The sequence below is a fragment of the Stenotrophomonas sp. SMYL11 genome, assembly GCF_036320005.1.
Taxonomy (GTDB): Bacteria; Pseudomonadota; Gammaproteobacteria; order Xanthomonadales; family Xanthomonadaceae; genus Stenotrophomonas; species Stenotrophomonas maltophilia_A.
The window spans coordinates 170,017-182,825 of the sequence record NZ_JAWIRS010000009.1 but is presented as its reverse complement, the minus strand read 5'-3'; the positions used below and the strand labels follow the sequence as shown (position 1 = coordinate 182,825).

Here is a 12,809-nt window from a genome sequence, read left to right as displayed (position 1 = left end):
TCATCCACGTATGGCGTGGATCTACTGCAGGTCGAGAGGAACTGTCGAAGGCGGGGTGGGGGGGGGGGGGGGGGGGGGGGGGGGGGGGGGGGGGGGGGGGCGGGGGGGGGGGGGGGGGGGGGGGGGCGCCCCCCCCCCCCCCCCCCCCCCCCCCCCCCCCCCCCCGCCATCCCTCAGGAGCCCAGCTTTTGCTCCGGCTGTTGCTTCGGCTCTGGCTCCGGCCTCTGCAGGTGCCGGGTGCAACCCGGCCGATACCCTCCCAGTGCTAGGCTGTGGTTACCGACAACCACGGAGGCGGGATGGGGGCGATCGTGTTGTTGCCGATGTGCGTGGACGATGCCGCGCTCGACCGCTGCCTGGCCGCACTGGATGCCGGCACCGCGCCGGGCACCGCGGTCTGGTTGGCCGACGACGCGCAGACCGGGCCGCGTGCGCAGGCGGTGGTGGAACACTGGTTGGCGCATACGCCGTTGCAGGCTGAGTACACCCGGCGCTCGCGGCCGTTGGGTGAAGTCGCCCACCTGGACGAGATGCTGCGCGCCTGCGATGGCATGGACGTGGCGGTGCTGGCGCCGGACAGCGTGCCCGCGCCGGGCTGGCTGCAGCAGCTGCAGGATGCCTTCGCCCGCGACGCCGCCATCGCCACCGCAACCCCGTGGTGCAATGCCGGCGAGACGGCCGCGTGGCCGCGGCTGGGCGAGATCAATCCGGAACCGGACGATGCCGCGCTGCTGGCGCAGACCTGTGCCACGTTGCCGGTGTTGCACCCGGAGCTGCCGTCGGCGGTCACCCACGCGGTGCTGGTGCGGGGCAACGCGCGCCGGCGTGCCGGGGGCCTGGACGTGGACAGCTACGCCGGCTGGAACGCGGCACTGGTCGACCTGAGCCTGCGCATGGCCGGGCTGGGATGGCGCAACGTGTTGTGCGAGACCGCCTTCGTCAGCCGGGCAGGGGAGGCCGTCAGCCGTGATGGCGATCTCGAGGCCCTGGCCGCGCGCTGGCCGGGGTGGGTACCACGGTTGGCTGACTTCCTCATGCACGATCCGCTGCATGGCCTGCGCGCCGACCTGCAGCAGCGCATGCGGCAGGCGATAATGCCGGCCGAGCAGGGCGACCTGTTCGTCCCGTCATCCGCGCCGGAGCCTCCCGCTTGAATGTTGCCATTGCCGCCATCGTCGTCACCTACCAGAGCGGCAGCACCATCGATGCCTGCCTCTCGCGGCTGCGCCAGGCGCAGGACGTGGCCGAGATCCGGGTGATCGACAATGGCTCGATGGATGGCACGCTGGATATCGTGCAGCGCCATGCCAGCCACGACCCGCGCGTGCGTTTCGTCGGCAATCCGGACAATCCCGGCTTTGCCGCCGCCAACAACCAGGGCGTGGCCGATTCGCACAGCCCATGGCTGGCCTTCATCAACCCGGACCTGATGGTCGAACCGGAGACGTTGGCCGCACTGCGCAGCCGCGCGGAAGGACTGGGCGACTGCCTGCTCGGTGTCGAGCAGGTGGACGAGCAGGGTCATGCCGACGAAGCCGTGCGCCGCCGCGACCCGGATTTCCTGATGATGCTGCGCTCGCCGGGCAAGGGCTCGAAACTGGCGGTTCCGCGTGACCCGCAGCAGGCACTGCAGCGGGTACCCGCGTTGTCCGGTGCCTTGCTGATGATGTCGCGCGCGCTGTTCGACCGCATCGGTGGCTGGGACGCCGGTTACCGCCTGCACGCCGAAGACCTGGACCTGTGCCGGCGTGCACGCGAAGCCGGAGCAGTGGTGGCGATCGCAAATGACCTGCAGGTCACCCACGTTCGTGGCGTCTCCAGCCGCTCGCGGCCGTTCTTCGTTGAATGGCACAAGCACAAGGGCCTGTGGCGCTACTTCCAGAAGTTCGAGGCCATGCAACGTTCGCTGCCGGTACGCGTGGCGGTGTGGGGCGCGATCTGGGCGCACGCGCTGATGCTGGTGCCGAGGCTGCTGCGCAGGGCGTTGTAGAGCCGAGCCCACGCTCGGCTCAGGCAACATCCAGCCGAGCGTGGGCTCAGCTCTACGGAAGGCGGGCGCGCCCACGGTTCACTCCGCCGGGCGCATAATCCGCCCCATGCCTATCATCCAGTCCCTGCTCGACACCGACCTGTACAAGTTCACCATGATGCAGGCGGTGCTCCACCAGCACCCCGGCGCCCAGGTGCAGTACCGGTTCAAGTGCCGCACGCCCGGCATCGACCTGGCCCATTACATCGACCAGATCGACGAAGAGATCGACCACCTGTGCAGCCTGCGTTTCAGCGACGCGGAGCTGGACTACATGCGTGGCCTGCGCTTCGTGAAGCCGGACTTCGCCGATTTCCTCGGCCTGTTCCACCTCGACCGCAAGTACATCCAGCTGCGCGCGTCGAAGACCGTGCCGGGCGAGATCGAACTGGACATCACCGGCCCGTGGCTGCACACCATCCTGTTCGAAGTGCCGCTGCTGGCGATCATCAACGAAGTCTGGTTCCGCAATACCACCACCGCCGACTTCGCCGAGGGCGAGCGCCGCCTGCAGGCCAAGGCCGCGCTGCTGCGTGATACCCCGGGGTTCGAGCAGTGCCGCATTGCCGACTACGGCAGCCGCCGCCGCTACTCGCGTGACTGGCATGCCCGTCTGCTGCCGCTGCTGCGCGATGCGCTCGGCCCGCAGCTGGTCGGCACCAGCAACGTGCACTTCGCCCGCCTGTACGGCATGACTCCGCACGGCACCATGGCCCATGAGTACCTGCAGGCATTCCAGGCGCTGGGCCCACGCCTGCGCGATTCGCAGGTGGCCGCACTTGAATCGTGGGCACGCGAGTATCGCGGCGACCTCGGCATCGCGCTGTCCGACGTGGTCGGCCTGGATGCGTTCCTGCGCGACTTCGACATGTACTTCTGCAAACTGTTCGACGGCGTCCGCCATGACTCCGGCGATCCGTTCGACTGGGGCGACCGCATGCTGGCGCACTTCCAGCAGCGCCGGGTGGATGCACGCAGCAAGGTGCTGGTGTTCAGCGATGGGCTCGACATCGCCAAGGTGATGCGCCTGTACGATTACTTCCGGGGGCGCTGCCAGGTCGCCTTCGGCGTCGGCACCCACCTGACCAATGATCTGGGGCCAACGCCGCTCAACATCGTCATCAAGATGGTCCGCTGCAACGGCCAGCCGGTGGCCAAGCTCAGCGATTCGCCGGGCAAGAGCATGTGCGACGACCCGGGCTACCTGGCCTATCTGCGCCAAGTCTTCGAGCTGCCGCCGGCGTAAACACGTCGGCTTACGGCACGCCGCTTACAGGTAGTCGACCACCACCAGGTAGGCGCCCTGCAGCGGCTGCTGCTTCGAAGCCTGCACGCTGTAACGCTCGGAGAAGGCGATATCGCCGGCGCGCATCGCGCTGGCCGACACCGACAGCTTCTGGCCCTGGCGCTTGCCGTCGCGCAGCGTCGCGGCCTGGCCATCGGCCAGCGCCGTCACGGCCACCGTCGAGCCCTTGGCCGAGGGCGGGCAGGCGGCCAGGCTCAGCTCACCCTGGGACAGGGCCGTCGTGCAGCCCGGCTCGGCGATACGGCCGCTGAAACGGATGCTGCCGCTGCTGGCCTGCGCCAGCGCACTGACGGACATCAGGGCCACACACAGCAGAATGGAATTCCTCATGACACGTTCTCTGGTTCGGTGTGTCCTAGTTAGCGACAGGTTCGATCCGTCTTTAATAGGACAAATCCGAATCTGCTAGGGCCATCACCAAGAAAGAGTGATGCGCATCAAATAAGGCGATTTCCACCTGAAAAAAGCCTGTTTTCGCGCATGCCGAACGCGTCACTCGAAGCGTCATCTCGGGTCGTTTATGGGCTGATCGCCTCGACGTCAAATCCTCCACGCCCGGCAAGATGGAATTTCGCGTACCACGTCACATTTAAGGCGTCAATGAATTGGCGTTCAGAAAAATAATGAGACTTTCATCACAGTTGTGCCTATACTTGCGTCACGGATTCAGGGGAAGGTATGTCCGAGTCCGGCCACAGGTGAGACGCAAGGATGGGTCTTGATAGCCCGGCAGTGCTCCTTGCTTCCTCCTCTACTTCTCATCTCTTCAGTAGGGTTAGGTAAAAGCGAATGCACAAGATCAATATCATCGCCGCTCTGATGCTGGCCGCCGCTCCGCTGGCCGCCAACGCCGCCGACGGCACCATCACCTTCAATGGCAAGGTCACCGACAAGACCTGCACCATCTCGACCCCGGGCGGCAAGGACTTCGCCGTCAACCTGCCGACCGTGTCCAAGAACACCCTGGCCACCGCCGGTGCCGTTGCGGGCCGTACCCCGTTCGCCATCAACCTGACCAAGTGCAGCGCCGGCAACGTCGCCACCTACTTCGAGCCGGGTTCGACCGTTGACTTCAACAGCGGCCGCCTGGTCAACCAGTCCTCGGCCAACGCTGCCACCAACGTGCAGCTGCAGCTGCTGGGTTCGAACAACCAGTTCCTGCCGATCAAGGCTGCCGGCGCTGGTCTGGCCCAGACCAACTCGCAGTGGGTCACCGTCGGCACCGACGGCTCGGCCGATCTGAACTACTACGCTGAGTACTACGCCACTGCCGCCGCCACCCCGGGCGACGTCACCAGCAGCGTCAAGTACACGATCATCTACAACTGATCGTAGCCGTACCCGCATTGGCCGGCGTACGCGCCGGCCAGTGCTCCGCGGCCTCTGGCCACACCCCTCGAGCGTAGTACTTCCGATGAAAGCAATCTTTCCCCGGGCGCTGCTGCTGGCAGCGTTCACGCTGCCCTTCTGCCAGAACGCTCTGGCCGGCGTGGTGGTCAACGGCACGCGAGTGATCTATCCGGCGCAGGCGCGCGAAGTCACCGTGCAGGTCGACAACGTGGGCGAATCGCCGGCGCTGGTGCAGGCCTGGATCGACAGCGGCGACGCCAACCAGACCGCCGATACCAGCGATGCCCCGTTCGTACTGACGCCGCCGATCGCGCGCGTCGAACCCGGCCGCAGCCAAGCGCTGCGCCTGATCTTCTCCGGCGCGCAGCTGCCGACCGACCGCGAGTCGGTGTTCTGGCTGAACGTGCTGGACGTGCCGCCGTCGCCCGACAACGCCGACAGCGGTGACCAGAATTACCTGCAGGTCGCGTTCCGTTCGCGACTGAAGCTGTTCTACCGCCCGCAGGGCCTGAAGGGCGTCGCCAACGACGCGCCGGCAGCGCTGCGCTGGACCCGCAATGGCGACCGCCTGCGGGTGGAAAACCCGAGCCCCTTCCACGTCACTCTGGCCGAAGTGCATGCCGTGACCGGCAGCAGTGAAAAGGCCGTCGAGGACAAGGGCGCGATGGTCGCGCCCAAGCAGAGCCTGGAGTTCGCCGCACCGGCGGGCACCGACCAGGTCCGCTTCATCACCATCAACGACTACGGCGGCCGGGTGGAACACACCATCCGCCTCGGCAGCACCGGGGGCTGAACGCGCCGCGCCGGCCTTGGGCCTGCGCATCCCGCCACCGCCGCTGTGCGGCGAATTGAAGGAATGTCAGTGTGATCGGAAACAGATTGACATTGTCGATCCATCAGGCGCTTTGCCTGTTGGTTGCTGGCGTGGCCTGCCCAGGATGGGCGCTGGCTGCCCCGGCCAATCTCGGCGAACAGGCGCTGATGGCGCAGAGTGGTGCGGCCAATGCGCGTGCACCGGAATCGGCCCAGTTCAACTCCAGCTTCCTGTCCGGCCAGGCCAAGCAGGTCGACCTGGCGGCCTTCAGCAATGGTAACCCGATGGTGGCCGGCACCTACCGCGTTGACGTCTACGTCAACGGTGGCTGGCAGGGCCGCCGCGACCTGCAGTTCAAGGCCGATGAGCAGGGCCATGTCGACGCCTGCCTGCCGTTGCCGATGCTGGAAGAAATGGGCGTGGACAGCGAGGCCGTGCTGCTGCAGCAGGATCCGTCCGTACCTACCGACAAGACCAGCTGCGTGCCGGTGCAGCAGCGCATGAGCAACGCCTACGGCATCTATGACAGCGGCAACCTGCGCTACGACCTCAGCATTCCGCAGGTGTTCCTGCGTCGTGAGGCGCGCGGCTACGTCAACCCGGCGCTGTGGGACCGTGGCATCAATGCCGGCTTCGTCGGCTACAGCTTCAATGCCATCGACAGCGACAGCCGCGTCGAGGGTGGCCAGCGCAACCGCAGTGCCTACCTCGGCCTCAACGCTGGCCTGAACCTGGGCGGCTGGCAGTTCCGCCACGATTCGAACCTGACCTGGTCCGAGGGCGATGGCCGCCATTGGCAGAGCATCGCCACCTATGCACAGCGCGGCATCCCGCAGGTGCGCGGCATGCTCACCATCGGTGAGGCCTACACCACCGGAGAACTGTTCGACTCGATCGGTTACCGCGGCGCAAGCCTGGCCAGCGACGACCGCATGCTGCCCGATTCGCTGCGCGGTTACGCGCCGGTCGTGCGCGGCATCGCCGAGACCAACGCACGCGTCGAAGTGCGCCAGAACGAGCAGCTGATCTACTCCTCCACCGTGTCGCCGGGCAGCTTCGTCATCGACGATCTGTACCCGACCGGCTACGGCGGCGACCTGGAAGTGAGCGTGATCGAGGCCGATGGCCGCCGCCGCGAATTCAAGGTGCCGTTCGGTTCGGTGCCGCAGATGCTGCGCGAAGGCGTGTCGCGCTACGCGCTGACCGCCGGCCAGGTGCGCAACAAGCTGCTGGCCGATGAGCCGTGGCTGGTGCAGGGCACCTATCAGCGCGGTATCGGCAACCAGCTGACCCTGTACGGCGGCAGCGCCCTGAGCGATGGCTACCTGTCGCTGCTGTACGGTGTTGGCCTGTCCACGCCGGTCGGCGCCTTCGCCGCCGACGTCACCCATGCACGTACGACGTTCGACCACTACGGCAACCACACCGGTGCCAGCGTGCGCTTGAGCTACAGCAACATGATCGGCGAGACCGGGACCAACCTGACCCTGGCTGCCTACCGTTATTCGACCGAAGGCTTCTACAGCCTGCAGGACGCACTGTATGGCCGTGATTCGGACAAGCGCGGCATCGACCCGACCACCCGCGGTCGTCAGCGCAGCCAGTTCCAGGTAACGCTGAACCAGCCGCTGGGCCGTCGCGGCGGCGCGCTGTACGTGACCGGCTCGGTGCGTGACTTCTACGACCGTTCCGGCACCTCCAAGCAGTACCAGGTGGGCTACAACAATGCCTGGCGCTCGGTGAACTACGGCTTCTCGGCGCTGCGCACCGAAGAGGGCGTGCTGGGCCGCTCCGACACCCAGTACCTGCTGTCGATGAGCGTGCCGCTGGGCCGTGGCACCCACCCGGTGTCGTTCAGCGCCGATCTCGGCGTGCGCGACCGCGGTGGCTACGACAACAGCCGCGTTGGCATCACCGGTTCGGCTGGCGTCGACAACAACTTCAGCTATGGCGCTGCGCTGTCCGATTCCCGCGAGGGCGGCACCACCGCAGTCGGCAACGCCGAGTACCGCAGCCGTTACACCGCGTTGAACGCCACTTACAGCCACTCGCGTGATTTCCGCCAGGCCTCGGTCGGCGCCAACGGCAGCGTGGTCGTGCATCCGGGCGGCTTCACCTTCACCCCGCAGCGTGGTGACACCATGGTGTTGGTGGAAGCACCGGGTGCGCGCGATGCGATCGTCAGCAACGCCCCGGGCCTGCGCGTCGATGGCCGCGGCTACGCGGTGGTGCCGTACGTGTCGCCTTACCGCCTCAACACCGTAACCCTCGACCCGCAGGGCATGGCCCACGACGTCGAGCTGGAAAGCACCAGCCAGTCGATCGCGCCGTTCGCCGGTGCCATCAGCTACCTGCGCTTCGATACCCGCAAGGGCAATGCGCTGCTGATCCAGGTGCGCAACACCGATGGCCGCACCATGCCGTTCGGTGCGCAGGTCAAGGACGAGCAGGGCCAGCCGGTGGGCATGGTCAGCCAGGGTGGCCGCCTGTACGTGCGCAGCGAGAAGAACCAGGGCCAGTTGCAGGTCGAGTGGGGCGCAGGTGCTGACCAGCGCTGCACCATTGATTACCAGGTACCGGCGGGCGCCGATGCGTCCAAGACCGGCTTCATCCCGCTGGAGGCGGCATGCCGATGATTTCTTACCGTGGCCGCAAGGTGCTGGCTGCCATGGCCATGCTGGGTGGCGTGTTGCTTGCGCAGCAGGCCAGCGCCGCGTGCCGTATCAGCTCAAGCTGGTTCACCGCACAGGACGTCACCATGGACATGGGCCAGATTGTGATCCTGCCCAGCACGCCGGTCGGCGGGGTGATCAAGGAGATCAGTGAATCGATCACTCAGCGCGATCGGGTTGCCAGCTGCGACTGGAGCGGTGGTCGTTCGATCGGTGAATACGTCAACGCGGCGCAGAAGCGCCCGGTGCCCGGTTTTGCGGATACCTATGAAACCGATGTCCCCGGTGTCGGCATCAAACTGTTCCGTGATTCGGGATCGATCCAGGTCTACTACCCCCATCAGCTGAGCTTTGGCGGTGGTAGCAGTGTTACGTTGATCGGCGGTCGCTTCCGCATCCAGCTGATCAAGACCGCCGCACAGACCGGTTCGGGCGTGATCGCACCGAATGGGCGCTTCACTACGTATTACTTTGATGGTGATGGTGCCCGCAAGCCAGTGCTGACCTCGACCTTCAGGGGTTCGGGTACCACCGTGGTCAGCCCGACCTGTGAAGTGCAGGCCGGCAGCCGCAACATTGCCGTTGATTTCGGCAGCGTGCCCAACACCACGTTCACCGGTGTCGGTTCCAAGGCTGTCGATCGCGATTTCGAGATCCGCCTGAACTGCCAGGGCAGCAATGTCGCGCAGTATCAGAGCAAGATCGGTATCCGACTGGATGCCGACCAGGACAGCTCGAACATGCCGGGTGTGCTGAAGCTCAGCGCGGCCACCAACAGTGCCACCCGCATCGGCATCCAGATGGTCCAGCGTGATGGCAGCACCGAGCGCGAAGTGCGTTTCGGCCAGACTGTCAACGTCGGTACCACCACGCCCGGTACCAGCACGATGACCTTGCCGCTGCGTGCGCGTTACGTGCAGACCCAGGCCGGCACGGTGGGTGCAGGTGTCGCAAACGGCCAGGCCACCTTCACCATCCAGTACGAGTAAGTCGGCCGCAGGCCACGCCACTGCTGCGTTCCACCGCAACGTCGCCCGTTCCACGGGCGGCGTTGACTGCGTCTTGATCTTCCAACGATGAAGATCAGTGCCACGACGCACGTACAACCACATGAATGTGATGTATGTCGCGAATTTGGAGTTTCCTCATGAGGTGACCGTCTCCTGCCTGCGGGTGTTGGACGGGAACGCCGAAAGGATCCAGACGTGGCTACAGCTGCCTGCAATCCCCCGCGCCGGCCTTTCGGAGCGCTGCGATGAAGGTCCTGTCGGTGTTCGGCACGCGACCGGAAGCGATCAAGATGGGGCCGCTGGTAAGGGCCTTGGCGGAGGCTGCGGACATCGAATCGGTGGTCTGCATCACCGGCCAGCACCGGGCGATGCTGGACCAGGTGATGTCGCTGTTCGCGATCACCGCCGACCATGACCTCGATGTCATGGTGCCCAACCAGACGCTCAACGGCCTGTGTTCCAAGCTGTTCGAACGGCTTGACGCGCTCTACACGCAGGTTCGCCCGGACCGGGTACTGGTGCACGGCGATACCACCACGGCGATGACCGCCGCACTGGCCGCGTTCCACCACCGCATTCCGATCGGTCACGTCGAGGCCGGCCTGCGCACCGGCGACATCAACCGGCCGTGGCCAGAGGAAATGAACCGGCGGGTGATCGATGTGGTCGGCCACCAGCTGTACGCGCCCACGCCCAGCTCGCGCGCCAACCTGGCCGGTGAACACCTGGGCGGGCAGATCCTGGTCACCGGCAATACCGTCATCGATGCCCTGCAGCAGACCGTAGAGCGGCTGGATGCCGACCCGGCGCTGCGTGCGCGGGCTGACGAACCCTTCCACATGCTTGACCCCGATCGTCGCCTGCTGCTGGTCACCGGCCATCGCCGCGAGAGTTTCGGCCAGGGCTTCGAGGACATCTGCCGTGCGCTGGCCGAGCTGGCGCGGCGGCCGGACCTGCAGGTGCTGTACCCGGTGCACCTCAACCCGAACGTGCAGGGCCCGGTCAACGCCCACCTCGGCCATCTCGACAACGTGCACCTGGTGCCGCCGCAGGACTACCTGAGCTTCGTGCGCCTGATGCAGCGCGCCGACGTCATCCTCACCGACTCCGGTGGCGTGCAGGAAGAAGCGCCTGCGCTGGCCAAGCCCGTGCTGGTCATGCGCGACGTCACCGAACGCCCGGAGGCGGTCGAGGCCGGAGTGGTGACGCTGGTCGGCACCAGGCCCTCGCGCATTGTCGAGGCGGTCAACGCGGCACTCGCACAACCACCGCATCCGACCCGCTTCGATCCCGACGCCAGTCCCTACGGCGATGGCCGTGCCAGCGCGCGCATCGTCGCCGCCCTGCGTGGCACGCCCCTTCCCGAGTTCTCGCCCGGCCTCCGCAACAGCGGTGCCGCCCACCTCCATCCACGCGAAGTGACGCCATGACCCAGACCGGCCGCTCTCCCCTGTTTGCATCCGCCGCCGCGTTCGTCCTGTCGGGCGTGGTTGCCAGTGCCCATGCCGCCGACAGCGTCGCCGGCCAATTCGCCGAATGGAGCGGCGACAGCACGGGCAACCGGCAGATGACCTTGCGTGAACTCGGTTTCCGCCAACCGCTGGTGCTCAGCGGGCAGGAGAGCCAGCGCGAGGTCTACCTGCCGGTGCCGGCCGGCGTCGCCACCCGCGATGCGCAGCTGCAGCTGGACGGGCGCTATGTGCGCGGCCACGCCGGGCGCACTTCCGGCCTGTGGTCGGTCGATGGCGATCCGATCGCTGCGCGCTCGATCACCGATGCGCAGGGCGACGCCAGCCAGCTGCTGGCCATTGATGGCGAACCTCGCCAGAACGGCTTCGTGCGGGTCGGCGTCGGCTGGTGGTCGATCGTCTCCGACTACCAATGTGCCGACCAGAGCGCGCCGGCCAACGTGTTGCGGCTGTCGCCGGACTCGCGTTTCAGCTACCGCTTCGATGGCCGGGCCGTGGACACCGTGGCCAAGGCCTGGGGCGCGCTGCCACCGCAGGTGCGCCTGCTGGTGGACGGCAAGGCGCTGCAGGCGCCGGCCTACGATGCCGCCTGGCGCGTCGGTACCGCGTTGCAGGGCGGTGGCAAGCAGGTGCAGGTGGTGGCGCTACCCAAGGTCGGTGACAGTGTCGACCTGACCGGCATCAGCATCCCGGCCAGCCTGCAGGGCGTGCCGGCCTACGCTGCGCTGGCGACGGGCGAGCGTGCGCATGTGATCAAGGATCTGGCTGAAGTTGGCGCGCTGCTGTCGCTGCGTGACAGCGGGCCCTTGGCCGCTGACGTGATGATCGGCAGTGATGCGCTGCGGGCCGGCGTACGCGCGGCACTGGACGCGCTGGCCGTACAGGTTGCGGCTACGGGTGCCGATGCGGGCGCTGCCTTCGCCGCGTGGCGCGGTACCGATATGGGCGGCCTGGAAAAGCCCACGGCCAACGCATCGGTCAGCGTGGTCGCCGTTGCTGGCCGTCCGACGCTGGTGGTCGACCCGGCGGCGGCGGGCAAGGTCGCCGGGTTGTTCGCCGAACAGTGGCGCAGCTATGCGCTGGGCCGCAGCCTGCAGGTCAGCGCGGCGGGAACACCGAAGCTGGACGGAGACCATGTGCTGCTGAGCCGGCTCGGCAACATCGCCGGTACGATGGATGTGGTCACCCGCGCGGACCGCAGTGCCACCTTCGACCTCGGCGCGCTGTCGGCCGATGGGCGCCTGCCCGAGGAAGTGGTGATCGATGTCTCGGCGGCGCCCAACGCCGCCGGGCAGGGCGCGGTGGCCACGATCCATTTCAACGATTACCTGCTGGGCGGCAAGGTGCTGTCGGCCAATGGCCAGCCGCAACGGCTGGTGGCCAAGGTGCCGGCCTACGCGCTGTCGGCGCGCAACGAGATCCGCGTCAGCTTCCTGCGCCAGCCGGCACGACCTTATTGCCACGATCCCGCCACCGCCTATCCTGTCTCGATCCTGCCCAGCAGCCACCTGACCCTGGCCAAGCGGTCGCTGGGCAGTGATTTCGTCGGCGCCAGCAGTCAGCTGTCGCGCGGCAACCAGGTGTTCGTGCCGGCCACGTGGCTGCAGGATGCACCGGCATCGCTGCGCAAGGTGATTGCGGTGGCCAGTGCAGTGGGTGCCTCGCCGGAGGCGTCGGAACTGAAGGTGGTCGATGCCGGTGCGGCGGTCAGCCCGGGTGCGCCGTGGCTGGCGTTCGGTGTGGCGCCATCGGGTGTCGATGTGGCCGGCCTGAAGGATGGGCACCTGCTGATCGGCGGGAAGCCGCAGCCGCTGCTGGATGTCAGCGGGTTGGACCGGGCCGCGGTGGTGCAGGTCGGCACCTCCGGCGGACAGCTCGGCGTGCTGTACAGCGACCTGGGCGCACAGGCACCGTCATTCGGCGCACCGTTCCGGCTGCTGCGCGGTGATCTCGCCGTGCTCGACGGCAGTGATGCCGTGCGCGAATTCGACCGCCAGGATCCCTATGGCACGCGTATCGCGCAGGACGGCAATCCGCAATCGAAGTGGGAACGGCACATGGTCTGGTTGCTGCTGCTGGTCGGCGTGATTGTGTTCGCGCTGCTGGCCGCCCGCGTTACCCAGGTGCGCCGCCGCAAGTCCGCCAACACAGGGCACTGA

The 12,809-nt window shown here is 67.0% G+C and carries 10 protein-coding genes; 9 read left to right on the top strand and 1 reads right to left on the bottom strand.

Annotated elements, in window-relative coordinates; all coding sequences use genetic code 11:
- The first annotated feature begins 299 nt into the window (after positions 1-299).
- The 3 genes from V3B46_RS14095 to pncB all read left to right on the top strand — a co-directional run bounded on the left by V3B46_RS14095 (position 300) and on the right by pncB (position 3,275).
- Positions 300-1,154, top strand: coding sequence for a glycosyltransferase family 2 protein (locus V3B46_RS14095; protein WP_329892198.1), 855 nt, complete (start codon positions 300-302; stop codon positions 1,152-1,154).
- Complete coding sequence (locus tag V3B46_RS14090; protein WP_329892197.1) at positions 1,151-1,990, top strand: glycosyltransferase family 2 protein; 840 nt, start codon at positions 1,151-1,153, stop codon at positions 1,988-1,990. The genes V3B46_RS14095 and V3B46_RS14090 overlap by 4 nt, the downstream gene beginning before the upstream one ends.
- A 106-nt stretch (positions 1,991-2,096) precedes the next feature.
- A complete protein-coding gene (gene pncB, locus V3B46_RS14085) occupies positions 2,097-3,275 on the top strand; it encodes a nicotinate phosphoribosyltransferase (RefSeq protein WP_010482009.1) in 1,179 nt (392 codons plus the stop codon).
- A gap of 24 nt (positions 3,276-3,299) precedes the next feature.
- On the opposite strand, the gene V3B46_RS14080 is transcribed toward pncB, so the two are convergent.
- On the bottom strand, positions 3,300-3,665 hold the full coding sequence (locus V3B46_RS14080) for a hypothetical protein (RefSeq protein WP_010482007.1): 366 nt from the start codon (positions 3,663-3,665) through the stop codon (positions 3,300-3,302).
- A gap of 459 nt (positions 3,666-4,124) precedes the next feature.
- Here V3B46_RS14080 and V3B46_RS14075 point away from each other — a divergent pair, with 459 nt between their 5' ends.
- From V3B46_RS14075 to V3B46_RS14050, 6 genes are all read left to right on the top strand, one after another.
- Positions 4,125-4,664: a fimbrial protein gene (locus V3B46_RS14075; protein ID WP_154262270.1), complete on the top strand. Its 540-nt coding sequence runs from the start codon at positions 4,125-4,127 to the stop codon at positions 4,662-4,664.
- Positions 4,665-4,749: 85 nt separating this feature from the next.
- Entirely contained in the window at positions 4,750-5,478 is a 729-nt protein-coding gene (locus tag V3B46_RS14070) for a fimbrial biogenesis chaperone (RefSeq protein ID WP_106467035.1), read from the top strand.
- Positions 5,479-5,570: 92 nt separating this feature from the next.
- On the top strand, positions 5,571-8,135 hold the full coding sequence (locus V3B46_RS14065) for a fimbria/pilus outer membrane usher protein (RefSeq protein WP_329892205.1): 2,565 nt from the start codon (positions 5,571-5,573) through the stop codon (positions 8,133-8,135).
- The gene (locus V3B46_RS14060; RefSeq protein ID WP_329892196.1) at positions 8,126-9,160 is read left to right on the top strand and encodes a fimbrial protein; all 1,035 of its coding nucleotides are present in this window, start codon (positions 8,126-8,128) and stop codon (positions 9,158-9,160) included. The genes V3B46_RS14065 and V3B46_RS14060 overlap by 10 nt, the downstream gene beginning before the upstream one ends.
- Before the next feature lie 266 nt (positions 9,161-9,426).
- Positions 9,427-10,611: a non-hydrolyzing UDP-N-acetylglucosamine 2-epimerase gene (gene wecB / locus V3B46_RS14055; RefSeq protein ID WP_329892195.1), complete on the top strand. Its 1,185-nt coding sequence runs from the start codon at positions 9,427-9,429 to the stop codon at positions 10,609-10,611.
- Positions 10,608-12,809, top strand: coding sequence for a hypothetical protein (locus V3B46_RS14050; RefSeq protein ID WP_329892194.1), 2,202 nt, complete (start codon positions 10,608-10,610; stop codon positions 12,807-12,809). The genes wecB and V3B46_RS14050 overlap by 4 nt, the downstream gene beginning before the upstream one ends.